Genomic DNA, 25054 nt, shown 5'->3' on the forward strand with positions numbered 1-25054 from the left:
TTATGGGTAAAGGTGGTGGTGGCGGTCATACGCCAGTGGAAGCGCCAGAAAGCGGTCGCTCAAAACAGCTAGTGAATATCGTTGAAATTATCTCGGAAGGTGAAATTAAAGGCTTAGTGAACGGTGTGAAATCCGTATTTTTGGATAAAACGCCAATCCAAGCCAATGATGGCAGTTATAATTTTAATAATGTAGATGCCCAAGGACGCATTGGCGTGCAAGACCAAGACATAATGAGCGGGTTTAACACGTCCGAAAAAGAAGTGGCAGTTAGTGCGCAAGTGCGTAAAACGGTAGCAATCACTCGCACTATTACAGATAGCAAAGTTTCTCGCCTGCGCTTAACCCTTGGTGTGCAATCCTTATTTTCGCAAAACGACCAAGGCGACACCAACGGCACGCGCGTGGAATTACGTGTCACCATTGGTAGCAGTATCTATCCTGTGGTCATTGAGGGTAAATATAGCTCACAATATTTGCGTCAATTTGAGTACGGTAATTTGCCACCTGTACCATTTCAGGTGCGAGTTGAGCGTTTAACAGACGATAGCAAAAGCCAACGCCTACAAAATAACACGTTATGGTCGAGCTACACGGAAATTATCGAAACGCGGTTTGCTTATCCTAACACCGCACTTGTCGGCATTCAGTTTGACTCAGAGTATTTTGGGTCAATCCCGAACCGTAACTACGAAATTTACGGCATCAAACTCAAAGTGCCAAGTAATTATAATCCAATCAGCCGCACCTATACTGGGCTTTGGGACGGTACCTTTAAGGTTGCCTGGTCAAATAACCCTGCGTGGGTGCTGTATGACTTGATGACCAATAAACGCTATGGCTTAGGCCAACGATTGGGTGAGTTTAGCGTAGATAAATGGACGCTCTACCAAGTGGCCCAGTATTGCGACCAGCTTGTGCCAGATGGTTTTGGTGGCAAAGAGCCACGTTTTACCTGTAACGCGTGGCTTGTTGAACAACGCAAAGCCTATGATGTGATTAATGATATTTGCTCCATTTTCCGTGCAATGCCCGTGTGGAATGGGCGTGAATTTACCGTGGTGATGGATAGACCCGCCGACCCAGTGTGGACATACACCAATGCGAATGTGGTGAATGGCGAATTTAGTTATCAATATTCCGCGCTCAAAGCCCGCCACAATGAAATCCACGTTGAATATATTGATGCCAGCGACAGCTACGAGAAAAAAGTGGAGGTGGTATCAGATGATGCCTTAATCCGCCGTTATGGGTTAAACATCAAAAAAGTAACTGCTTTTGGTTGTACTTCACGCGGACAAGCACATCGCACGGGTAAATGGATTTTAGAAACCGAACGATTAGAGACCAAAACCGTTACTTTTAGCGTGGGTGCAGAAGGCTTAATGCATATCCCCGGTGATGTTATCCGTGTTGCGGATAGCGATTATGCTGCGACAAATATCGGCGGACGTGTCTTAGCGATTGAGGGGCGTAAAGCCATTTTAGACCGTGAGATTGAAATCAACGGCAAAAGCTACTTAACCTATATCAACGCCGAGGGCAAGCATAAAGATATTCGCATTTTTGGGGTGGCAAATGGTAATCAAGCTGTACTAGAGGCAATGCCAGAAGATTTAACGCCTTATACGGTCTGGTCGCTAACTACGCAACAAATCAATGTGCAGCTGTTTAAATGCCTGACCATTAGTGAAGAAGAAAAAGGCAAATACACCATTGTTGCATTGCAGCACGAACCGCAAAAAGAAGCCATTGTGGATAACGGTGCAGTGTTTGAACCAAGAGAAACCACACTCGCCACAAGCGGCTTGCGCAAAGTGGATAATGTGCAGGTGCAAGCAAATGGTGATGGGATTGAGCTAAGTTTTGATGCCATTGTACAAAATAGTGCGATGGTCAAATACCAAATCAAACTCTATCGTGATGGCAAGTTTTACAAGCTGTATGACAATTTAACCTCGCCAAAAATCACCTTTGTGGATTTACCAGATGGCGAGTACAAAGCCGAAGTGCGAGCAAAAAACGCGCAAGGACAATTGTCCGACCCGGTAACCAAAACATTTACTGTGCGTTTGGCCGTAAGTGAATTAGTCACTGTGTCGAAAATGTTTGCTATCGAACTCAATTGGCGTAACCCGATTTTTGCTAATCCAAAAACGGCGATTGAAATTTGGGTAAGTAGTGATAATCAATTTGTCAAGGCGCGCAAACTGGTTAGCCTCGCTTATCCCACAACGAGTTACACATACTCAGGCCTAACACTTAACGATCGCTTTTGGTTCTGGGTGCGAATGGTTGACGGGGATAATGCGGGGCGATTTACTGATGCGGTAGAGGGACGACCAAGCCAAGATGCCACCGCACTTACTGATTATTTGCACGGTCAAATTACCAAAAGCGAGCTTGGTCAAAGTCTGATTGATAGCTTACAAGCGGATATTGATGATGCCGTTGCCGCTGAAGCAGGATTAAGACAATCGGCAGTTGCGAATGCCGTTGCTCAAATCATCGCAGAATCACAAGCGCGCACGAAAGCAGTCCAAGACGAAGCGAAAGCTCGATCTGCTGCACTCAATACGGAAGTAACCAATCGCACAAAAGCAATCCAATCCGAAAGTGCAAAATTAACCGCCAAAATCCAAGCGGAAGCCAATACTCGGGGTACGGCTATCTCGCAGTTACAAAATACCGATGCTCAACAAGCACAGAAAATTACAGCTTTGACTGCCAAAGCCGAACAGGCATTATCTGGACTGGAAGCAGAAAAATTAGCAAGAGCAAAAGGAGATGAAGCAGAAGCACGGCAACGCACAGCTCTTACATCGCGAGTGGCAAGCGCAGAAAGTGGGTTAACCAATCTACAACGCACCGTCAGCACGCAAGCGCAAAGCATGTCTGAAGTAAGCCAAAACCTTAATGCAAGATTTGATAATTTGCAGATTGGTGGGCGGAATTATGCTGATGATGGCGATTTCTCAAGGGGGATTTGGTGGTATGCGTCCGGAAACAAAGACGATAAAAATCATCAGATTAATGATGGCATTGTTACTGTTACCGGCTCATCTACAACCTGGAAGCAGTGGCAAATGGTATCTAAACCTGCTTGGGGAGCAAAAGCATCAAACAGTCTTGGTAAAATTGAAGTGGGCGATGCTTATACCTTAAGTTTTGAAGCTCGCTGCGTGAGCGGTGATCCGCAAATGTGGGCGACAGTGCGCGAAAATCGTCTTAATGGCTTATCTACAGTAGAGCGGATTAACATCGGGACTATCACTTTAACCGAACAATGGCAACGCTACTCGGTAACAGGTCTATTGCAAGATGATGGCGAAAATTTTGATTTTTGGCGCATCATCTTAGGCTATAGTCAAATTGGGCAAGTGCAATATCGCAAAGTCAAATTGGAAAAAGGCACTATCGCCACCGACTGGACGCCTGCACCAGAAGACTTAGAAAGTGCGGTGGATGCGGTAAGTGCAGATTTGACTAGCTACAAATCTACACAGTCCACAAAAGAGCAAGCAACGTCCCAACAAATCAGCGGTTTAACCACAAGAATGGCTACAGCTGAAAGCGGTATCTCTCGTGTGGAAAAAGCCGTCTCAGATAACCGCTCATCAACTGCTACACAGCTTAATCAGCTTACAGCAAATTTGAATAAAGCCAATAGTCAAATCGCAGAAGAAAAGTCTGCTAGAGTCAGTGGAGATAAAGCTAACTCAGATAAAATCACGGCATTAACTAGCCGTGTTAGTAATGCCGAAGCAGGTATCACTAATATCCAATCGACAAAAGCCAACAAAACTGAAGTGGCAAGTCTTGCTCGCACAACACTACAAAGCGAGTGGCGGAGAGATGCTAAAGCTGAGGTGGATAACATTCAGGTTGGTGGACGTAACTTGTTACTAAATACAGCCAAAGGGATCAAAGGAGATGGAGAGCAGATTTATAAGAATCAAACTTATAGATTTACGCCCAATGTAGATGTAAGTACGCTACAAACTATCACTATATCTGCAGATGTAGCTGTAGTAAATGGCGTAGATGATCTTTCAAGAGATGATTATTTTAGGATCGGCGTAGAGAGTCAATTATTTTATGAGGATGGCACCACGGGTTGGTTATCTGCATATTATGAGCCAACTAAAGGTAATCGTTCGGGGGCAGTTTTTAGTTTTGAAGGTAAGGTAAGCAAAACATTAACGCTGCCTAAGCCATTGTCAAAATTAACCTATAACAAAGTACAAGTACGCTCTTTAAAAAGTGCGACAAGTTATTTTGTAGGTAACGCCAAACTCGAAAAAGGCACCATTGCCACAGACTGGACGCCCGCGCCAGAAGACTTAGAAAGTGCGGTAAATGCGGTGAGTGCAAAAGTTGATAGTACGCGAGAAACCCTAACTCGAGCAGACCGCGCCCTTGGCCAACGTATTGATACCGTGAGCGCATCTGTTAATGATGCTAAAGCACAAATCTCTACAGTAAGCCGAGCTGTTGCGACAACAGACGGAAAAGTCTCGGCGATGAAAACGTTTAAAACGCAAGTCATTGCAGGGGGGCGCACTGCTGTTTCAGGGATTGCTTTAGGAGCGGAAAGTGATGGGCGAACCGCAGAATCATCAATCATCCTTATGGCAGATAAGCTCGGCGTGGTGAAAAACGCCAGTGATGGCAATGTTGTGCCGATGTTCTCTGTTGTTAATAATCGAGCTGCTTTCAATGGTGATTTAATCGCTGACGGCACTATCTTAGGTCAACACATTAGAGCCAATCAAACTATCTCTGCGCCAGTGATTAATGGGGGACGAATTAGTGCAGCAAATTTTTCGGGGAATACTTTTACGGGTAATACGATTAATGGCGGTACTATAAATGGTACAACAATCAATGGTGGAGTGGTTAGAGGCACTCGATTTGAAGGTGTGACGGGAAAATTTACAGGAGAATTGGAGGTTACACAATTAGTCGGGGGAAATATTTTTGAGACTTTTACTTATTCGGTAGATTGGACAAAGGATCGCGGAAACCCTCAATTCCGTATTAATGCAAGTGCGGCGGACAGAGTTATTTTGTTTGATATCACATTATTCAACTATCTTTCAAGAAGAACTGTTGGACACGGTGATGATGCGTATGAAGAAGGGATTATCAAATCGGGAGTATATAATCTTTTGATAAATAATACCGACATCAAGAACAGTAGAGCTTATTTCTTGCCACGAAATACCGTAGCCAATATATCACTCCGCTATGATACTAACAAAGTTGATAGAGGATCTACATTACTTATTACTTCAGCTCTTGCTACAAGAGCAAAAACTATACAGAAAATCTAATTTGTTTTACTAACCGCCCTTGTGGCGGTTTTCTTTTATCCAAACTCAACAAACAAAAGGAAACTACTTATGAAATACATCGAAAAACAACTTGAAGACAATCGTACAGGTGCTGTCGTGAACTATCACGAAGTAACAGGATTACAGGTGGATTATTTAAATAATGCCACTTATATCACAATGGCATCTTATGTCTCGAAAGCGAAAAAAGAGGCGGGGAAAGAATTGTTATCCGTCAATACATTTACTATCCCGAGCGTGCCTGCGTGGGATCAAATCCCGTACGAGTGGGCGTTGTCTGAATTAGTCAAAGCACAACCTGAAGACTATGTGCCAGAGGACTATGAGGGCTATGTTAATCCTTACCTCTTTGCAGGCGGTAAAGTTAAGGCGTAAATTTAATAGATAAGATGGCCGCACAAAAGTGCGGTCATTTTTTTTTTTGGAGATTTTATGAGTAAAAAACATTATTGCACAGGGTGGAAATCAGCACCTAGTGATGTCAATGATTGTTGTCATCAACACGATCGGGATTATGGTATCAATGGCACCGTATCACGCAAAGAAGCAGACGAGCGATTTTTGCAATGTATGCTAAAAAATAAACGCCCAATTCTAGGGCGGATTTTGTATGGGTTAGTGAGAGTATTTGGGGGAATTTGGTTTAAGAAGAAGAAGTAAATTTAGTTATACGATTGGTTATACGAAATGACAATCCAGTATGAAGAGGTAATAAAATCAATACGCTAGACAACTATGCTAATCCCCTTCTCACCGCCATTCATTTTATGTTCTATTTTATTCCAAATATCATTTTATTTTTGCAAACTTGAGATAAGTTTATTCGTCGTCGTATTCATCTTCATCGTCATATTCGTCATCATATTCATCCTCGCTGTTATCTTCACGATAATCTTCGCGAGATTCCGTATAAGGCGTATATTCCTCCTGATACGAACGATTTTTCTCCGGTTCTTTCTTCTCTTTCTTCACCAATTTATACACGGCATAGCCGATAACCGCTTTGCACGCCAAACCGCAAGAAGGACGTTCGGCAGATGAAAATGCGACGCTCGGCAACATTAACGCAATGATAAGAACGATTTTCACCAATAAATTCATTGATTTCTCCTTTTTCCGACGCCCAAACAAATCGAGCGCATTATAATAACGCGCTCGATATTTTCCAATGACACCGACAACGGCGCGAGTTAGTGGATAAAAACGAAATACACCGCAATCGCCACGATAAAACGATAAATTGCGAACGGAATAAACGAAATGCGTTTAATCACGTTTAAGAAAGTTTTAATCGCAATTAATGCGACGATAAACGCCATTACGAAACCCACCGCAAACATCGGCAAATCGTCCCAACTGAGAAAACCTAAACTTTTATATAAATCCAATACGCTTGCGCCCAACATCATCGGCACAGCAAGCATAAAAGAATATTCCGCCGCCGCTTGACGACCGACGCCCATTAACAAGCCGCCGGAAATGGTCGCGCCGGAGCGAGAAAAACCCGGCCATAACGCCAAACATTGAAATAAACCGATGCTAAAGGCTTGTTTATAGCTCATTTGATCCACCGTGTGTGCCGTCACCGTCGGGCGCATTTTTTCTGCGATAATCAATAAAAAGCCGCCGACAACCAAAGCATACATCACCATTTCCGGACTGAATAAGGATTTGATATTCTTATGAAAAAGCAAGCCCAACACTACGGCAGGCAACATTCCCGCCAGAATATGACCGATCGTTAAGTGCGGTTGAGAATAATCCGGTTTTTGTCCGAAATGAATTCCGATTAAACCGAACAATTTACGCCAAAACATCACCACCACGGCAAGAATGGATCCCAGCTGAATAATCACTTCGAAGGTCGCCGCTTTTTCGCCTTCAAAGCCTAATAAATAACCGACGATAATCATATGACCGGTAGAAGAAACCGGCAAAAATTCCGTTAACCCTTCCACGATCCCTAAAATCGCGGCAATCATTAATTCCGACATAATCTTCCTCAAAATAAAATAAAAAATAACCGCACTTTTATGCAAAAATGCGATTCCTTCGCGCGCTATTTTACCTGAAGTTCAACGCTTTGCCTAAAACTTATTAGCGGCATTTCATTCTACGAGGAATTTTGAGATGCAAAAGTGCGGTTATTTTCACCGCACTTTCGTCGTAAAGAAGGATTATTGCACCACGATTAAGCCGATACAGCCTTTATCCGCCAGCGCTAAATCCGAGGATCCGAAGGTAAAAGGATAATTGTTAGAGGATAAATTATCGAATTTGATCAGGATCGTGACTTGCCCGTCAATCCAAAGGGAATCTTTCCACGCTTGTTCGCCTGCGTCAAGCGCTTGTCCGTTACGGCTTTCGACGATAAATTTCGCGCCTTGCACCTTAAAGCCGATTGCCGAAGACGCGCTTAAACGCCAACGTTCGACCGCGCCTTGCGCAACGGTCACATCGATCCGGCGCGGATCAAAACGACGTTGGTTAATCATTGCGTTGTCGGTATCAAGATGAAATTCACGCTGGTTGATTTGCTGATTTTTTGCGATCTGCAATATTTCCGGATTGAACTGTAACACAGATTTGCCGCCGAATGCGGAAGACAAGCCGTCCGGTCGTAATTCCAACACCGTATTATCAAACAACTCGCCGTCGGCAGTAAAAAAGCGCCCGACTTTATTCAAAAAAGTTCGTTTCTGACCGGAAATCAAAGTTGCGTTGCCGCCTTCGTTTAAATCCACTAAGATTTCAATTCGCTCGCTCGGCGCGAGGAACGCCGAAGTGACGGTTTGGGCTTGCGGCAAAAATCCTTGATCCAAAGCGATCAGTTGAAATTCCCGTTGATCATCAAAACGCAAATCATAACTGCGCGATAAGGACGCATTTACAATGCGCAGCCGCACCCAACTGCGCGGTACGTTCACATAAGGCGCTTCTTGCCCGTTAACAAACAAGCGATCGCCGGAAAAGTGCGGTTGATTTTGGTTAAATAATTGCACACCGTCGGAATTAAGCTGCATATCTTGCAAAATCAACGGAATATCGTCCACGCCGTATTTTTGCGGCAGGGCGGATTTGCGGCTTTCGTCATCCTCAATAATCCACATTCCCGCTAATCCACGGTAGGTTTGATACGCGGATGTGCCTAAGGTGCAGGCGTGATACCAACAGGTTGCCGCCGCTTGGTTGATCGGCACAATCGGCGCCCAGCTTTCGCTCGGTTTAAACACTTTGGCGACACCGCCCAGTAATTCGCCGCTAACTTGCAAACCTTGAATGTTCATCGCCACCATTTGCGGTAAATTATTGCGATAATTTAATTTGGCAAATTCGCCGCGCCGGATTTTGATCGTCGGGCCGAGATAATTGCCGTTAAATCCCCATACTTCCGTGGATTTGCCCGCAATTAGCTGGGTTTGAGTGCGTTCCATACCGAGAAATAACGGCTTGCCGCGGCGTAATTCGATTAAATTCGGAATGAATAAATTCGGGCGTTCTGCCGCGAATAAAGGCGTTGGTAACGCAGAAAACGCGCCGGCAATCAGCGCATTTTTTAAGAGTCGGCGGCGGGAACAAGCTGTCATTGTGATATCCGATTAATTAACTATTCTGATTTTGTCCGTGGATTTCCGCATCCAATTCGGCAATACGCTGCGACATAATTTGATGGCAATGCGCCGCCAAATCGCGCACGTTTTCTTTACTGTAAGCGGAAGTATCAATCGGCGAAAGAATTTCACAAATCACTTTGCCGTTTTTCCAGCGATTCAAATCCACCTGATTATGGGTCGAAGAACATACGACCGGCACGATCGGCACACCGGCGGCAACGGCGGCATAAAAAGCGCCGGTTTTAAACGGCAATAAACCGCGCCCGCGACTGCGCGTACCTTCCGGAAACATCCAAACCGACAAATCGTCCCGATTGATTCGTTCCGCGAGTTCGGTCATCGTACTATGGGCTTTAGTGCGATTTTCACGATCTAAAAAGATATTGCCGCTCGCCCAATACAAAATGCCGAAAAACGGTACCCAAATCAGACTTTTTTTGCCGACACTCACCGTGCGCGGCATCACCATATAAGAAATCGTCACCATATCGTAATTGTTTTGGTGATTGCCGATATAAATACAACGCCCGACTTTATCGGCGTTCGGCGGGAAACGGTGTTCCACCTCCAAGCCGAACAAAGGATGCAAGCGCCCGAACCAACGCGCCATTACGCCGACGTTGCTCGGATTTTTAAAACGAATTAACGAATACAGCGTGCCCAACACGCAAATTAAAATACAACAAAAAACAACAACGATAATTCTAATAAGTTTCAACATATTTCAAATCCTAGGAAAATTTGTTCAAGTATAGCGAAAATACGGTTAGAAATCCGCAGAAAAAATGCTACTCTAAATAAAATTTTTAGCCCGAATGTCAAAATGAAAAAAACTTATTTTATTGCGGACTTACATTTAAGCGAAAACCGACCGCACTTAACGGAATTGTTCGTAAATTTTATGCGTAATCAAACGGAGGACGCCGAAAAGCTGTATATTTTAGGCGATTTATTCGATTTTTGGATTGGTGATGACGAAACTTCCGCGCTCATCGATTGCGTGTGCGAAGAAATTCGCCGGCTGAGCGCTCGCGGCGTCGAATGTTATTTTGTGCACGGCAATCGCGATTTTCTTGTAGGCGAAGGCTTTGCGCAACGTTGCGGATTGCGCTTGTTGCCCACTTACAGCGTAATCGATTTATACGGCGTGCCGACGCTCATTTGCCACGGCGATACCTTGTGTATAGACGATAAAGCCTATCAACAATATCGTCGCAAAGTACACCAAAAATGGCGACAATGGTTATTCTTGCATTTACCGCTAAAAGTGCGGTTAAAAATTGCAGAGAAAATTCGCGCCAAAAGCCGTTCGGACAAACAACAAAAATCCGCGCAGATTATGGATGTCACGCCCGAATTCGTGTTGCAACAATTTCAACATTTCGGCGTAACTCGTTTAATTCACGGACATACGCATCGACAAAATATTCACAAAATTCCACCGCACTTCATCCGAATCGTGCTGGGCGATTGGGGCGAAACCGCCTCAATATTGCAAGTTTCTGCGCAAGGTTACGGTTTTACAGCATAAAAAAACCGGATAATATTTATCCGGTTTAACAATCTCCGCGCTTATTTTTGCGTATTAAAGGCTTCTAAGGCGCGTAGAGAATAGGTGTAAGCGGCGCCGGCATTTAAGGCGATTGCCGTTGCCAACGCTGCGGCGACTTCTTCTTCCGTCGCGCCGGCTTTCACCGCGCTTTCCGCGTGAACGCCGATACAGCTTTCGCAACGCGTCGTGACGGCGACCGCCAACGCGATTAATTCTCTGGTTTTCGCATCCAACACGTCACTTTCCGCCGCGTTGCTTAGCGCGCCGTAAGCTTGTAACATTTTCGGGTATTTTTTACCCAAATTACCGAATGATTGTTTAACGTGCGCTACGTCATTTTTCCAATCCGCAAACATAAAGTTCTCCTATTTATAATCACCATAACAAAATTTATGTTGCACAGTATGCAACGATTTCATAGGATAAACTTGTAAAATCGTCTTAACTTTTATTCAAATCATCTCAGTTTATGGACATCTTGGATCGTTTATTGCAATTCGCGCAAATCGAGGGCGAAATTCATACCCATTGTTTATTTCAAGGAAATTGGCAATGCGAACATCCGCAAAAAGCGGGAAAGCTAAGCGGTATTTTTCATATTGTGCTGCGCGGTGAATGTTTATTATTTTCCGATAACGAAAAAATCCGCCTAACCGCCGGCGATATTTTTTTCTTACCGACGGGTTCAAGCCATATTTTACGCAGCTCGCAAGATGAAACGGATTTATATGCGCCGACACTTCGACAAAGCAACGGGTTATTGAATCTTGCCACGGTCGGCGTGCAGGATGAAGCGGATTTCGAAATGTTCTGCGGCGCGTTTTATTACGATAATCAATCAATGCTGGCGAGCATTTTACCGCGCCGTTTGCATTTATCCGTCGCCGATACGCCGCTTGCTCGGTTAATTTCGTTGTTTCGCGCCGAAGCCGCCAATGTGCAAGCCGGCGCGAAATCGGTGATTAATGCGCTGTCCGTCGTGCTTTGTACTTATATGTTGCGCGACTATTTAGCGCAACATCACGAACACCAAGGCTTGCTTGCCGGATTGAGCGACAAACGCTTATCCGCAGTAATTTCCGCAGTGCTGAACGCGCCCGCAGAACCTTGGAATATGGCGAGTTTAGCGCAAACCGCCAATATGTCGCGCGCAAATTTTATTCGCGTATTTCAACAAAAAATCGGAATGTCGCCGGGCAACTTTTTGACCGCCAGTCGGTTGCAGTTTGCCTCAATGTTACTACGCAAAACGCAAAAAACCGTGCTGTCCGTCGCGTTGGAAAGCGGTTATCGTTCGGAGGCGCATTTCAATAAAGCGTTTAAAGCCGCCTATGGAATACCGCCGGGGCATTATCGCAAACAGGAGGAAAATAATGGCTGATCCGCATATTCAATCGCCGATGGATTTTTGGGATAAACTGACTGTGGTAATTTATCGCTGCGGCTTTATTCTTGCCGCAATAATGACCGCACTTTTGCCCTATTATCACGAAACGGCTTATACGGGCGTGCTGCTCGCCGCAATATTGTGTGCGTCATCCTTACATATTTATCTGAAAAACTTTCGTTTTTTATTGCAATTCGCCGCTTGGTGCGCGCTAGCTTGTCATTTGTTCGGATTACCAGCGTTGGCACTCGGCGCAGCGTTTGTCACTTTAGGCGGTTTGGCGTTTAAAGAATATTTTTGTTTTCGGGTATTTTGTTTAAATTTTCAACCGCTCTTTTTGGCATTTTTATGGCTGAGTTTGCAGCTGAACTGGGCAAATGCCGTTTATGCATGGTCGGCAATAAGTGCGGTGCTTTTTTTCATTTTATCGGTACAAAAATGGCGAATGCCGTTGCATTTTGATATTGGAGATAAAACTAAATATCAAATATAAAAAAACGAACCTTTAATTTTATCAATTAAAGGTTCGTCATAAAGGCAATTTAGTATTTTACGATATGTCCGTAGCCTTCCAGAATTTGTTTGATATGCTCAAGGGATTCTTTTGTCGGCGGTTTAACATCTTCCAATTCGTATTTCTCGCCCATTGCTTCCCATTTGTGCGCACCTAAACGGTGATAAGGCAAAAGTTCGACTTTTTCGATATTGTCCATTCCTTGAATAAATTCGCCGAGCAAATGTACATCGTGGTCATTGTCCGTCCAGCCCGGTACGACAACATAGCGAATCCAGACTTTTTGATTGCGTTTTTGCAAATATTTGGCGAATTCCAAGGTGCGCTTATTCGGCACGCCGATTAAATTTTGGTGGATTTTATCGTTCAGTTCTTTTAAATCCAATAAAACAAGATCGGTTACATCTAATAATTCGTCGATCACCGGATCGTAATGACGCACAAAACCGTTGGTGTCCAAACAAGTATGGATGCCGTTTTCTTTACAGGCGCGGAACCAATCGCGCACAAATTCGGCTTGCAATATAGCTTCGCCACCCGATGCAGTGACGCCGCCGCCGGAAGCATTCATAAAATGACGATAAGTCACGACTTCTTTCATTAAATCTTCTACGGAAATTTCTTTTCCGCCGTGCAAATCCCAAGTGTCGCGGTTATGGCAATATTTACACCGCATTAAACAGCCTTGCAGGAAAAGAATGAAACGAATCCCCGGCCCGTCAACGGTGCCGCAAGATTCATAAGAATGGTAACGCGCTAAAACCGGCATAATGTTCCCTATAAAATAGCTTAAAATAAAATTAAGTTAATCACTCCGCATTTAAATGCCCCCGCAAGTCTTGCAGGGGCAAGATCTTATTATTGCATAATGCCATTCCAATGCAAACAGCTTATTTACCATCCCAAGCTTTAATTGCATCGTGGCGAATTTTCACTCGACTTTGCGCATCACCACTATAATAATCTTTCGCTAAACCGCCTTCCCAATCGCCGTAGTTCGGATTTGGCAACATAATAAATTTTTTACCGAAATCCTGACGATGTTCATTAACGAAATTACGACGTTCTTCATTAGATTTTTTATAGGTCGCATCGCCGAAATCATTGAGATTATCCCCTACGTATAGAACAATTTCATAACCCTGTTTTTCAATTTCAGAAAAGCGAACCGATTTATTAGATTTATCTTTCTTCAAGTAAAGCATTTCTTCACTTACGCCGTTAAAACCTAATTTTTTCATATCATCCAAGGTTCCGGCTTTCTCATTCGAGTCTTTACGATTAGAAACATAAAACATTTTTCCGCCGTGAGAATTAACATAATTATTAAATTCTACCGCTCCGGCAATAGCTCCGCTTTGTCGCGCATCAACCCAGCGAGTCCAATCTTTTCCATCAAATGCTTTTCCGTGACGAATTTGCCAACCGGCATAAGCGCTATTGTCAATCATTGTTTCATCAAGATCGACGACAACGGCTTTTTTCTTACCTTTTGCTGCTTTCGCATTATCAAATGCGACTTTCGCCGTATTAAACGCCTGATAAGCCAATGCTTGATATTCACCGGATTGCTGCATCCAGTTAATACCTAATACGGCTTGTTCCTGAAGGCGAGCATCACCTTCAATATTATTACTACACGCAGTTAATACGACAGAACATAAAGCAAAAACAGACAATTTTATTTTAATATTTTTCACTCTCTTTCTCCTTTTATTTTTTTACTAAAAATTTCCGACTAAGCTCGTATATTACAACAATTTCATTGAAAATAAGGGAACAATATTATTGTTCCCTTATCCGAATCCGACGTAGCAGCAAATAAAAATAATACAAAAGTATTTTTCTATTCGCTGCCTACGCTATTACATTGTTTGAGTAAATGTACGCGTAATAACGTCTTGTTGTTGCTCTTTAGTTAACGAGTTAAAACGTACTGCATAACCGGAAACACGAATGGTTAATTGCGGATATTTTTCCGGATTTTCCATTGCGTCTAACAACATTTCACGGTTCATTACGTTAACGTTTAAGTGTTGACCGCCTTCTACAGTCGCTTCGTGGTGGAAATAACCGTCCATTAAGCCTGCTAAGTTACGTTTTTGCGAGTCGATATCTTTACCTAATGCGTTAGGTACGATAGAGAAGGTATAAGAAATACCGTCTTTCGCATAAGCAAACGGAAGTTTAGCAACGGAAGTTAATGAAGCAACCGCACCTTTTTGGTCACGTCCGTGCATTGGGTTTGCACCCGGTCCGAACGGCGCACCGGCACGACGACCATCCGGTGTATTACCGGTTTTCTTACCGTAAACCACGTTAGAAGTGATGGTTAATACGGATTGAGTCGGAGTCGCGTTGCGGTATGTTTTGTGGGTTTGAATTTTCTTCATAAAGCGTTCAACCAAATCAACGGCTAAATCGTCAACACGGCTGTCGTTGTTACCGAACTGCGGATATTCGCCTTCGATTTCGAAGTCGATTGCAACATTTGAAGCCACAACGTTACCGTCTTTGTCTTTAATGTCACCGCGAACCGGTTTCACTTTCGCATATTTGATCGCTGCTAAAGAGTCCGCCGCAACGGAAAGACCTGCGATACCGCAAGCCATTGTGCGGAATACGTCACGATCGTGGAACGCCATTAACGCCGCTTCATATGCATATTTATCGTGCATAAAGTGGATGATGTTCAATGCGGTCACATATTGTGTCGCCAACCAATCCATAAAGTGATCCATACGATCCATTACTGTATCGAAATCAAGCACTTCATCTGTAATCGGTGTAGTTTTAGGACCTACTTGAGCACCGGATTTTTCATCGATACCGCCGTTGATTGCGTATAACAAGGTTTTCGCCAAGTTCGCACGCGCACCGAAGAATTGCATTTGTTTACCAACAACCATCGGGCTTACGCAACACGCGATCGCATAGTCGTCATTGTTGAAGTCCGGACGCATTAAGTCGTCGTTTTCGTATTGAACGGATGAAGTATCGATAGATACTTTCGCACAGAAACGTTTGAAGGCTTCAGGTAATTGTTCGGACCAAAGGATAGTCAAGTTAGGTTCCGGAGATGGTCCCATTGTGTAAAGGGTGTGCAACATACGGAAGCTGTTTTTGGTCACTAAGGTACGACCGTCTAAGCCCATACCGGCTAAAGTTTCTGTCGCCCACATTGGGTCGCCGGAGAATAATTGATCGTATTCAGGAGTACGTAAGAAGCGAACCATACGTAATTTCATTACTAAATGGTCGATTAATTCTTGTGCTTCTTGTTCGGTGATTTTTCCTGCTTTTAAGTCACGTTCGATATAGATATCTAAGAATGAAGATACGCGACCGAATGACATTGCGGCACCGTTTTGTGATTTAACTGCTGCAAGGTAAGCAAAATAAGTCCATTGAACCGCTTCTTGCGCATTAGTTGCAGGACCTGAAATGTCGTAACCGTAAGATGCCGCCATTTCTTTGATTTTGCCTAATGCACGATGTTGTTCGGCAATTTCTTCGCGTAATTGGATGGTTGCTTGAATATCTTCGCCGCTTTCCAATTTAGCTTGTAAAGAAGTAAATTGTTTGAATTTGTCTTTCATTAAGAAATCGGCACCGTACACCGCTAAACGACGGTAGTCACCGATAATACGACCACGACCGTAAGCATCAGGCAAACCTGTGATTACGCCGGATTTACGACAACGTAAGATATCCGGCGTATAAACGTCGAATACACCTTGGTTGTGAGTTTTACGATATTCGGTAAAGATATGTTCGATTTCAGGTTTTAATTCGCGACGATAAACTTGGCAAGAACCTTTTACCATTTTGATCCCGCCGAACGGCATAATTGCACGTTTTAACGGTGCATCGGTTTGTAAGCCGACGATTTTTTCCAAATCTTTATTGATATAACCCGCTTTGTGCGAAGTAATAGTTGACGGAGTATCCGTATCGATATCATAAGGTTCGTGCGTTTTGTTTTCGACTTTAATTTTTTCCATTACGTCGTTCCACAACGCAGTGGTCGCCGCAGTGGCGTCGGCTAGGAACGATTCGTCGCCTTCATAAGGAGTATAGTTCTTTTGAATAAAATCACGAACGTTTACTTCGGTTTGCCAGTCACCTGCGACAAACCCTTCCCAAGCTTTTTGTTGGGCTTCTGTTAGTTGAGTCATTGTTATAACTTCCTTCTCTCTAGTAGATAAATTGGAATAATGTAAAAACGGTCAAAAACACACCGCTCTTACCCCTAAAATCTAGTGCGAATGCGGTTTGTTAGTGTACCATTGCAATAAAGCGATACACACGCCGCCGCCGACGATATTACCTAATGTCACGGGAATTAAATTCTTCACGACAAAATGATAAAGATCCAAATCCGCAAATTGTGCGGAATCCAATCCGATCGCTTGCCAAAATTCCGGCGAGCTAAAATGTGCGGTAATAATTCCCATCGGAATCATAAACATATTTGCGACGCTATGCTCGAATCCGGAGGCAACGAACATTCCGATCGGTAAAATCATAATAAAGGCTTTATCGGTCAAGGTCTTACCTGCATAAGTCATCCAAACGGCAATACACACCATTATGTTACACAGAATCCCCAAACAAAAGGCTTCAAACCAAGTATGATGAATTTTATGTTGCGCGGTTTTTAAAATCGTCAAACCCCATTGCCCGTCCGCCGCCATTGTTTGACCGGCAAACCAAATTAAGGAAACGATAACAATCGCACCGACAAAGTTGCCGAAATACACCACCACCCAGTTGCGAAGCATTTGGAAAGTGTTGATTCGACCGCCGACGCGCGCGACTAAGGTCATTGTTGATGAAGTAAACAATTCGGAACCGCACGCCACCACCATAATCACACCGAGCGAGAAAACCAAGCCGCCGACCAATTTGGTTAAACCCCAAGGTGCGCCTGCAGAACCGGTTTGTGTAGTGGTATAAAAGACGAAAGCTAATGCGATGAAAGCACCGGCGGAAATTGCCGATAAGAATGAAAAGAATTGTTTTTTAGTGGCTTTATATGCCCCGACATCTTCTCCGATTTGAGCCATTTCTGTCGGATTTGCCATAAAGCTGATTGACTTTTCCGTATTCATAACATCCCCTCCAAAAATTAACGTTGCCCTATTTTAAGGTATTAATGAAAAACTTTAAACTAAAAAAAATTTTATTTTTTATAAATTTTGTTAATTTTTAAATTAATTAACAATTAAATAACATATTCATATTAAAAAGATCATTTATTTAACAAATAACATATTCAAAAGTCGCTAAATTGCTATTTTTGATGTTTTCTGATAAAACTAACGCCACATTTATCTCATTAAAAACCAAGGAAATCCCTATGACAGAAGAAACTATTTTCAGTAAAATTATTCGTAAAGAAATTCCGGCGAATATTGTTTATCAAGATGAGTTAGTGACGGCATTCCGCGATATCGCACCGCAAGCCGCCACCCATATTTTAATTATTCCGAACCGTTTGATTCCCACTGTCAATGACGTCACCGAGCAAGACGAAGTCGCCTTAGGTCGTTTATTTACCGTTGCGGCGAAATTGGCGGAACAAGAAGGAATTGCGCAAGACGGTTATCGTTTAATCGTGAACTGTAATCGTCACGGCGGACAAGAAGTCTTTCATTTACATATGCATTTGCTCGGCGGTGAACCTTTAGGCGCAATGTTGGCGAAATAAGAATGTTTCAACACAGAACCTCACAAGAGCAAGGTCCTGTGTGTTGCTCCGAATTGGAAGAGGTTACGCTTCTTCCAATTAAATTATTTGCCATAAATGGCGGGGTTTCAACCATAAGGTAGATATTTGATGAAAAAAACCGTTTCTCTGCTTTTTTGCACCGCACTTTTAACGGCGTGCGGCTCAAGTGCGCCGAATTTAGTCGGCACGACAAAGCCTATTTTAACCATCGAATCGAATTTAGCACCGCTGATCGAGGCTGAAGCAAACAGCGATTCCGCGTGGGTCAAAAACACCTCCGACCGACCGCTTAGCCTCGATTACGGCGTATTTTGGTATGACAAACTCGGCGTCACTCAATTCGAGCCGAATGCCTTTTCTTCATTATATTTGGACAGAGCGCAAAAAATCGCCGTGCCGCTCGCTCGCCCGACGGCGGAAAGCGTTAATTACCGTTTATATTTGCGTTTAAAATAAGGTTTACTATGTCAACATTATTAATCGATTTGGCGGGTCAAGAATTAACCCAAGAAGAAACGGAATTGTTGTCGCATCCGTTAGTGGCAGGCTTGATCTTATTTACGCGTAATTTCGAACACCGCGAACAAATTCAAGATCTCGTTCGCACCGTGCGCAGCAAGGTGAAAAAGCCGTTATTGATTACCGTCGATCAAGAAGGCGGACGTGTTCAACGTTTTCGCCAAGGCTTTACCCAATTACCGGCAATGCAAGCCTTCGCTGCGTTGATCGACGATCCCGAAACACAAAACGCCCTCGCATACCAAGCCGGTTGGCAAATGGCGGCGGAAATGACCGCACTTGATATTGATTTAAGTTTCGCGCCGGTGTTGGATCTCGGTCATCAATGCAAAGCCATCGGCGATCGTAGTTTTCATTGCGAAGCGGCGCCGACCGCGCGTTTAGCCGAACAATTTATCGCCGGAATGCACCAAGCGGGAATGGCATCCACAGGGAAACATTTTCCCGGACACGGCAACGTGATCGCCGATTCTCACTTAGAAACACCTTATGACGAACGCAGCAAAGCGACGATTTTCGCCGAGGATATTCAACCCTTCCGCCGATTAATTGAGAAAAATGTATTGGACGCGGTAATGCCCGCACACGTTATTTATCCCGATTGCGACAGTCAACCCGCCAGCGGCTCCGAATATTGGCTGAAAACCGTATTACGCCAAACGCTCGGTTTTCAAGGCGCGATTTTTTCCGATGATCTCGGAATGAAAGGCGCAAATTTTATGGGCGATTTTGTGGCACGCAGCGAGCAAGCGCTCAGTGCCGGTTGTGATTTATTGTTGCTTTGCAACGAACGCGAAGGTGTTATTCAAGTATTGGATCATTTCAAACCGCAAGAAAGCGACGCTGCGTTTCAACAACGTCAACAACGTTTGAAGGCACTGTTCAAGCGCAATTCGCTTACTTGGTCGACATTGCAAGCCTCCGCGCGTTGGCAAGAAAATCAGCAAAAATTGACCGCACTTCAACAAGAATGGCTCGCGGCGAAAGGTTAATATGCAGTTAACAATTCCGTGTCGGCATTATCAAGCGGGAACTTGCCGTTCCTGTCAATGGCTTGAAGTGCCCTATGTTCGACAACTTGAACAAAAAAGCACGCATTTAGCGCAGCAATTACAAGGATCGGCGCAACAAAATTTACATTGGCTACCACCTTTTCCTTCCGCATTGCAGCATTTTCGTAATAAAGCCAAAATGGTGGTCAGTGGCAGCGTCGAACGCCCGATTTTAGGCATTTTAACCGATCCGAACGACGGACAAAGTGCGGTGGATTTATGCGATTGTCCGCTTTATCCGCCGAGCTTTTTCGCCGTGTTTCAAGTGTTGAAAGACTTCATCGCGCGCGCCGGTTTAGTGCCTTATAACATCGCTAAACAAAAAGGCGAGCTCAAGTACATTTTGTTGACGGAAAGCCGAATCAGCGGACGCTTAATGTTGCGTTTCGTATTGCGTTCCGAAAACAAATTGCCGTTAATTCAACGCGAATTTGCGCAACTTCGTGCCAAATTGCCGCAACTTGCCGTCGTCAGCCTGAATATACAACCGCAGCACGCTGCCGTGTTGGAAGGTGAGAAAGAAATTTTTCTTACCGAGGAACAGCAACTGGAAGAAGATTTTAATCACATTCCGTTGTTTATTCGCCCGCAAGGCTTTTTTCAAACCAATCCGCTTGTCGCGCAACATTTGTATGCAACGGCGCAAAACTGGGTACTTGAACTGAATTCGCAACAACCGATTACTCATCTTTGGGATCTGTTTTGCGGTTCGGGCGGATTCGGTTTACATTGCGCCGCCGCGTTACAAAAACAACAATCAGTTCAATTAACCGGTATCGAAATTTCGCCTGCTGCGATTGTTTGCGCCGGCTTATCGGCACAGCGCTTAGGATTAAGCGATGTTAGTTTCCGTTCTTTGGATGCCGCTGCTTTTGCGCTTGAACAAACGGATAAACCGGATATGGTGATCGTAAATCCGCCGCGCCGCGGCATCGGGCAGGAATTAGCGGAATTTCTGGCGCAATTACGACCGCACTTTATCCTTTATTCCAGCTGCAACGCCGTTTCGATGGCGAAAGATTTGGCGTATCTGCGCGATTATCAAATGGCAAAAATTCAGCTTTTCGATATGTTCCCGCACACCGCGCATTATGAAGTATTGACCTTGTTAGTGCTTCGATCCGCGTAAATGACATCCATAAAAAAAACGATGGCTCGCACCATCGTTTTTTATTTGTTTCGAGGAAAGTGGATTAATCCAAACGTTTGGACACTGCCAACCAATCCGCTTTAAATTCGCGGCGCATATTATTGATCGCGTCAATAATATCGTGGTGAACTAATTGTTCGTTTTGAATACCGACGCAATATCCGCCTTTACCTTGTAGCAATAAATCCACTGCGTACACGCCCATACGGGAAGCTAAAATACGGTCGAATGCACAAGGCGTACCGCCGCGTTGGATATGACCTAAAACCGTCGCACGGGTTTCGTGTTTTACGCGGCTTTCGATTTCGCGCGCCAATTCGTTTACATCGCAAATCAATTCGGTGATCGCGATAATCGCGTGACGTTTTCCTTTGATAATGCTGCGTTCGATTTGACGAATCAATTCTTCGCGATTAAATTCCACTTCGGATGCCACGATATATTCGCAACCGCCGGCGATCCCTGCGGAAATAGTCAAGTCGCTACAATGTCTGCCCATAATTTCAACGATGGAAATACGTTGGTGCGAACTGGAGGTGTCGCGTAAACGGTCGATAGCGTCCACTGCAGTTTCTAATGCGGTTTGATAACCGATGGTGTAATCCGTACCGGCAACGTCATTATCGATAGTGCCCGGAATCCCGACGCAAGGGAAACCGTGTTCTTCGGTCAATAATTTTGCGCCCATGTAAGAACCGTCACCGCCGATAACCACTAACGCGTCGATACCGTGAGAACGTAAAATCTCGGCACATTTCGCCCGCACTTCCGGATCTTTAAATTCAGGGAAGCGCGCAGAACCTAAAAACGTACCGCCGCGGTTGATAATATCGGATACGCTATAGCGAGTTAATTGTTTGATTTTGTTATTATATAAACCGTGGTAGCCGTCATAAATGCCATACACTTCCAACCCTTCTGCTAAGGCGGAACGAACGACACCACGGATCGCCGCGTTCATACCCGGCGCATCCCCACCACTTGTTAATACAGCAATTTTTTTGATCATAATATCACCTTACTTAAAAGTTAAAATATAAAAACTGTCGCTAAGATTACACCATTAGCCGCGCTGTCTCTAGCAAAATTTTGCGAATTATATCACATTTTGATTTAAGTCTAATTATTTCGAATTTACCGGCGTGCCGCCTCGTTTTCCGCCCGTTCGGAACGCACCACGCAAGTCGGCTCGTGATGAATCACGATATCCGCATGGACGAAACATTCTCTTAATCGACGTTCCAATCGTTCGGTAATCGCGTGCGCTTGCACAAAAGACAAATTATCATCCAGCTCCAAATGAAATTGAATAAAGCGAATCGCGCCCGAGCGACGAGTGCGTAAATCGTGAAAGCCGATAATCTCTTTTTCAGCGGTAATGATTTGCTCGATTTGTTCGATTTCCTCTTTCGGTAAGGCTTGATCCAGCAACAGTTGCACCGCGTCGAATAGCATTTTTCCCGCATTGAACAAAATATACAGCGCAATTAAAATCGCAAACAGGGCATCGGCGGCGATAAATCCGTAAGCACTCAATCCCAAGGAAATGAGAATCGCCGTATTCATTAATAAATCCGTTTGATAATGCAACCGGTCGGCTTTAATTGCCGGACTGTCCGTGATTTTTATAACGTATCTTTGATAGGTCACTAATCCGAAAGTGACGATAATAGAAAATACCGTGATCGCGATCCCCAATTCGGAATCGGCTAGGGATTGCGGTGCATTGAGACGATAGATTCCTTGCAATAACAGAAAAATCGCCGAACCGGAAATAAAAGCGCTTTGCCCTAGCGCTGCGAGAGATTCCGCTTTGCCGTGTCCGAAAGAATGATTGTGATCGGCGGGCATTAAGGCAAAACGTAAAATCAAAACGTTCATAAATGATGCCGATAAATCCAATAAAGAATCGGTCACGGACGCCAACATACTGACCGAATCGGTGCGCCACCACGCGAATCCTTTGGCGAAGATCAGCAATAGCGCCACGCCCACGGCTAAATTCGCCGTGCGTTTCACTTGCGTGGAATAAACGGTTTGCATTATTTCAGACATCCTAACGACCATTGCTCTTGGATTAGCTGTTGCATTTCTTTATCCACAACGTATTTTTTCAAATAATTGACGACTTTATTCTTCTTCATATTCATCAATTTTTTATTTTTCGCCACTTTCAACGAATATTGATACTGCACGAATCCGCAATGCAAAATATCTTTACCTTTCGCCACATCCACTTGCCAATCTTTATTGGCGGCGGTCGGTTCGTAAATCACAAAGGCGTAAAGCGTGTCGTCTTTCCGATAAATGTCGAAATTTTCCACGCCGGTGTTTTGATACACCCGTTTACGCAAGGTGATTCGTTCGTCTAAGGTACGCATTTCCCAGTTACGATCTTGTAATAATTCCACCGCACTTTTCCATTCCTGCGCGCTTTCACCTTGATTCACATACACATAACGCGCGATATTACCTAAATCTTGCTGCGAAACCTGATAATAGGTTTTATCGTTATGCGTAATCGTCTGCGGCGCGGATAATTGCGGCGGTGATACGCAAGCGGTTAATAAAAGTGCGGTGGTTAAAATCAGTATTTTTTTCATATTATTCGCTTAAATCCCGTTTAAATATGTATTCTTTTTCCGTTGAGGCGATAGGCTCGAAACGATAACCGCCCAAATCGAATTCTTTTAGTTCCTGCGCCTTAGTGAGGCGATTTTGAATGATAAAACGGCACATCAATCCGCGCGCTTTTTTGGCATAAAAACTGATTACTTTATATTTGCCCGCTTTGTTATCCAGAAAAACAGGTTTAATAATTTGCGCATTTAATCCTGTCGCGTTTACCGCTTTATAATACTCGTCCGAGGCAAGATTCACCAACAGCCCGTCGCCTTGTTCGTCCAAAGCCTGTTGCACGGCGTCAGTGATTACATCACCCCAAAAGGCATATAAATCCTTGCCTTGATCATTGGCGAGTTTCGTCCCCATTTCCAAACGATAAGGCTGCATTAAATCCAACGGGCGCAATAATCCGTATAAACCGGACAACATTCTTAAATGATTTTGTGCAAATAACACGTCCGCTTCGTTGAGACTCTCTGCGTCCAATCCCGTATAGACTTCGCCTTTAAAAGCATAAATCGCCGCACGAGAATTTTGTTCGTTATGATCTTTTTCCCATTGGGCGAAGCGTGCGGCGTTTAATCCCGCCAATTTATCGCTAATGGACATTAACGAAGCAATATCCGCCGGCGACAATTCGCGACAGCGGGCAATTAGTCGTGCGCTGTAATCGGTAAAATGCGGTTGAGAAAAATCAAATTTTTTCACCGCACTTTGAAAATCTAAGGTTTTCGCGGGAGAAATAATCGCTAACATAAAGTATCCTTGTTAAAATTTATTTATACCGTCAAAGGCAACTGCCAATTTATCGGTGCTAATTGATGCGCTTGTAAATACGCGTTCGCTTGAGAAAAATGACGGCAACCCAAAAATCCGCGATGGGCGGACAAGGGTGAAGGATGCGGCGCGGTAAGCACGCAATGTTTGTTGCGATCAATAAATTGCCCTTTTTTTTGCGCGTGACTGCCCCACAATAAAAAAACCAGATTTTCCCGTTGTGCATTCAATACGGCGATCACGTGATCGGTAAAAGTTTCCCAACCGAAATTAGCGTGCGAATGCGCTCTGCCTTGTTCCACCGTTAACACTGTGTTTAGCAGCAGCACGCCTTGCGTCGCCCAATCGACCAAATAACCGTGACGAGGAATTTGAAAACCGGCAATATCGCTCGCCAGTTCTTTGTACATATTCACTAACGAAGGCGGCGGCGCAATGCCCGGTTTAACGGAAAAGGCTAAACCGTGCGCCTGATTCGGCCCGTGATAAGGATCTTGTCCTAAAATCACGACTTTCACTTGATCGAATTCGGTTAATTTAAACGCATTAAACACCTCATTTTGCGGCGGGTAAATCACTTTGCCCATTGCCCGCTCACGCTGAACTTGTTGCAAAATTGCGTTAAAATATGGTTGCTCTTTTTCGACTCCGATCGCCTCTTTCCACGTTTTCATTGTTATACTCTTTAAATCTGCCATAATAAGTGATTATAAAGAACCTCGCGTTAAATTAATAGTTTATATTTTTAGTTCAAATCTTTAAATAAAGTTTAA

At 44.1% G+C, this 25054-nt stretch carries 24 protein-coding genes; 10 read left to right on the forward strand and 14 right to left on the reverse strand.

Features of this window, described 5'->3' with window-relative positions:
- Positions 1 to 2: 2 nt before the first annotated feature.
- The 3 genes from gpJ (at position 3) to CVP04_RS01680 (ending at position 6017) form a co-directional block, all read left to right on the forward strand.
- The gene (gpJ, locus tag CVP04_RS12215) at positions 3 to 5336 is read left to right on the forward strand and encodes a TipJ family phage tail tip protein (protein ID WP_165772761.1); all 5334 of its coding nucleotides are present in this window, start codon (positions 3 to 5) and stop codon (positions 5334 to 5336) included.
- 69 nt (positions 5337 to 5405) lie between these two features.
- Entirely contained in the window at positions 5406 to 5732 is a 327-nt protein-coding gene (locus CVP04_RS01675) for a hypothetical protein (protein ID WP_100295788.1), read from the forward strand.
- Positions 5733 to 5789: 57 nt separating this feature from the next.
- Positions 5790 to 6017, forward strand: coding sequence for a hypothetical protein (locus tag CVP04_RS01680; RefSeq protein ID WP_100295789.1), 228 nt, complete (start codon positions 5790 to 5792; stop codon positions 6015 to 6017).
- A 159-nt stretch (positions 6018 to 6176) separates the two neighbouring features.
- On the opposite strand, the gene CVP04_RS01685 is transcribed toward CVP04_RS01680, so the two are convergent.
- The 4 genes from CVP04_RS01685 to CVP04_RS01700 form a co-directional block, all read right to left on the reverse strand.
- The gene (locus CVP04_RS01685; RefSeq protein WP_100295790.1) at positions 6177 to 6458 is read right to left on the reverse strand and encodes a hypothetical protein; all 282 of its coding nucleotides are present in this window, start codon (positions 6456 to 6458) and stop codon (positions 6177 to 6179) included.
- Between the two features lie 89 nt (positions 6459 to 6547).
- Complete coding sequence (gene bacA, locus CVP04_RS01690) at positions 6548 to 7351, reverse strand: undecaprenyl-diphosphate phosphatase (RefSeq protein ID WP_100295791.1); 804 nt, start codon at positions 7349 to 7351, stop codon at positions 6548 to 6550.
- Positions 7352 to 7534: 183 nt separating this feature from the next.
- Entirely contained in the window at positions 7535 to 8944 is a 1410-nt protein-coding gene (locus tag CVP04_RS01695; RefSeq protein WP_100295792.1) for a multicopper oxidase domain-containing protein, read from the reverse strand.
- A gap of 16 nt (positions 8945 to 8960) precedes the next feature.
- Complete coding sequence (locus tag CVP04_RS01700; RefSeq protein ID WP_100295793.1) at positions 8961 to 9692, reverse strand: 1-acylglycerol-3-phosphate O-acyltransferase; 732 nt, start codon at positions 9690 to 9692, stop codon at positions 8961 to 8963.
- Positions 9693 to 9794: 102 nt separating this feature from the next.
- Between CVP04_RS01700 and lpxH the strand changes: the two genes are divergently transcribed.
- On the forward strand, positions 9795 to 10502 hold the full coding sequence (gene lpxH, locus CVP04_RS01705; protein WP_100295794.1) for a UDP-2,3-diacylglucosamine diphosphatase: 708 nt from the start codon (positions 9795 to 9797) through the stop codon (positions 10500 to 10502).
- 41 nt (positions 10503 to 10543) lie between these two features.
- On the opposite strand, the gene CVP04_RS01710 is transcribed toward lpxH, so the two are convergent.
- Positions 10544 to 10879, reverse strand: coding sequence for a carboxymuconolactone decarboxylase family protein (locus CVP04_RS01710; protein WP_100295795.1), 336 nt, complete (start codon positions 10877 to 10879; stop codon positions 10544 to 10546).
- Positions 10880 to 10992: 113 nt separating this feature from the next.
- Between CVP04_RS01710 and CVP04_RS01715 the strand changes: the two genes are divergently transcribed.
- Together CVP04_RS01715 and CVP04_RS01720 are read left to right on the forward strand one after the other, a co-directional pair.
- Entirely contained in the window at positions 10993 to 11904 is a 912-nt protein-coding gene (locus CVP04_RS01715; protein ID WP_100295796.1) for a cupin domain-containing protein, read from the forward strand.
- Positions 11897 to 12403 carry a DUF2301 domain-containing membrane protein gene (locus CVP04_RS01720; RefSeq protein WP_100295797.1) on the forward strand — a complete coding sequence of 169 codons (507 nt, stop codon included), beginning with the start codon at positions 11897 to 11899 and terminating at the stop codon, positions 12401 to 12403. Before CVP04_RS01715 ends, CVP04_RS01720 begins: the two co-directional genes overlap by 8 nt.
- 49 nt (positions 12404 to 12452) lie before the next feature.
- Here CVP04_RS01720 and pflA read toward each other — a convergent pair whose 3' ends face one another.
- The 4 genes from pflA to focA form a co-directional block, all read right to left on the reverse strand.
- Positions 12453 to 13193 carry a pyruvate formate lyase 1-activating protein gene (gene pflA, locus CVP04_RS01725; protein ID WP_100295798.1) on the reverse strand — a complete coding sequence of 247 codons (741 nt, stop codon included), beginning with the start codon at positions 13191 to 13193 and terminating at the stop codon, positions 12453 to 12455.
- A gap of 121 nt (positions 13194 to 13314) precedes the next feature.
- Positions 13315 to 14124: a 5'-nucleotidase, lipoprotein e(P4) family gene (locus tag CVP04_RS01730; RefSeq protein WP_100295799.1), complete on the reverse strand. Its 810-nt coding sequence runs from the start codon at positions 14122 to 14124 to the stop codon at positions 13315 to 13317.
- A gap of 165 nt (positions 14125 to 14289) precedes the next feature.
- Positions 14290 to 16602, reverse strand: a complete 2313-nt coding sequence (gene pflB, locus CVP04_RS01735) for a formate C-acetyltransferase (protein WP_100295800.1) — start codon at positions 16600 to 16602, stop codon at positions 14290 to 14292.
- 81 nt (positions 16603 to 16683) lie between these two features.
- Positions 16684 to 17538 (reverse strand): formate transporter FocA, encoded by an 855-nt coding sequence (gene focA, locus CVP04_RS01740; protein WP_100295801.1) that lies wholly within the window; start codon positions 17536 to 17538, stop codon positions 16684 to 16686.
- 248 nt (positions 17539 to 17786) lie between these two features.
- On the opposite strand from focA, the gene hinT reads away from it, so the two are divergent.
- From hinT to rlmC, 4 genes are all read left to right on the forward strand, one after another.
- On the forward strand, positions 17787 to 18137 hold the full coding sequence (gene hinT, locus CVP04_RS01745) for a purine nucleoside phosphoramidase (RefSeq protein ID WP_100295802.1): 351 nt from the start codon (positions 17787 to 17789) through the stop codon (positions 18135 to 18137).
- A 129-nt stretch (positions 18138 to 18266) separates the two neighbouring features.
- Positions 18267 to 18614, forward strand: coding sequence for a YcfL family putative periplasmic lipoprotein (locus CVP04_RS01750; protein WP_100295803.1), 348 nt, complete (start codon positions 18267 to 18269; stop codon positions 18612 to 18614).
- An 8-nt stretch (positions 18615 to 18622) separates the two neighbouring features.
- Positions 18623 to 19669 (forward strand): beta-N-acetylhexosaminidase, encoded by a 1047-nt coding sequence (gene nagZ, locus CVP04_RS01755; RefSeq protein WP_100295804.1) that lies wholly within the window; start codon positions 18623 to 18625, stop codon positions 19667 to 19669.
- A 1-nt stretch (position 19670) separates the two neighbouring features.
- Positions 19671 to 20858, forward strand: a complete 1188-nt coding sequence (rlmC, locus tag CVP04_RS01760) for a 23S rRNA (uracil(747)-C(5))-methyltransferase RlmC (protein ID WP_100295805.1) — start codon at positions 19671 to 19673, stop codon at positions 20856 to 20858.
- Positions 20859 to 20922: 64 nt separating this feature from the next.
- On the opposite strand, the gene pfkA is transcribed toward rlmC, so the two are convergent.
- From pfkA to ung, 5 genes are all read right to left on the reverse strand, one after another.
- Positions 20923 to 21888: a 6-phosphofructokinase gene (gene pfkA, locus CVP04_RS01765; protein WP_100295806.1), complete on the reverse strand. Its 966-nt coding sequence runs from the start codon at positions 21886 to 21888 to the stop codon at positions 20923 to 20925.
- Positions 21889 to 22013: 125 nt separating this feature from the next.
- Complete coding sequence (locus CVP04_RS01770) at positions 22014 to 22922, reverse strand: cation diffusion facilitator family transporter (protein ID WP_100295807.1); 909 nt, start codon at positions 22920 to 22922, stop codon at positions 22014 to 22016.
- Positions 22922 to 23482: a hypothetical protein gene (locus tag CVP04_RS01775; RefSeq protein WP_100295808.1), complete on the reverse strand. Its 561-nt coding sequence runs from the start codon at positions 23480 to 23482 to the stop codon at positions 22922 to 22924. The genes CVP04_RS01770 and CVP04_RS01775 overlap by 1 nt, the downstream gene beginning before the upstream one ends.
- Position 23483: 1 nt before the next feature.
- Positions 23484 to 24260 (reverse strand): peroxide stress protein YaaA, encoded by a 777-nt coding sequence (yaaA, locus tag CVP04_RS01780; protein WP_100295809.1) that lies wholly within the window; start codon positions 24258 to 24260, stop codon positions 23484 to 23486.
- 23 nt (positions 24261 to 24283) lie between these two features.
- On the reverse strand, positions 24284 to 24979 hold the full coding sequence (gene ung, locus CVP04_RS01785; protein ID WP_100295810.1) for a uracil-DNA glycosylase: 696 nt from the start codon (positions 24977 to 24979) through the stop codon (positions 24284 to 24286).
- Between the last annotated feature and the right edge of the window lie 75 nt (positions 24980 to 25054).

The organism is Caviibacterium pharyngocola (genome assembly GCF_002795405.1).
GTDB classification, from domain to species: Bacteria; Pseudomonadota; Gammaproteobacteria; order Enterobacterales; family Pasteurellaceae; genus Caviibacterium; species Caviibacterium pharyngocola.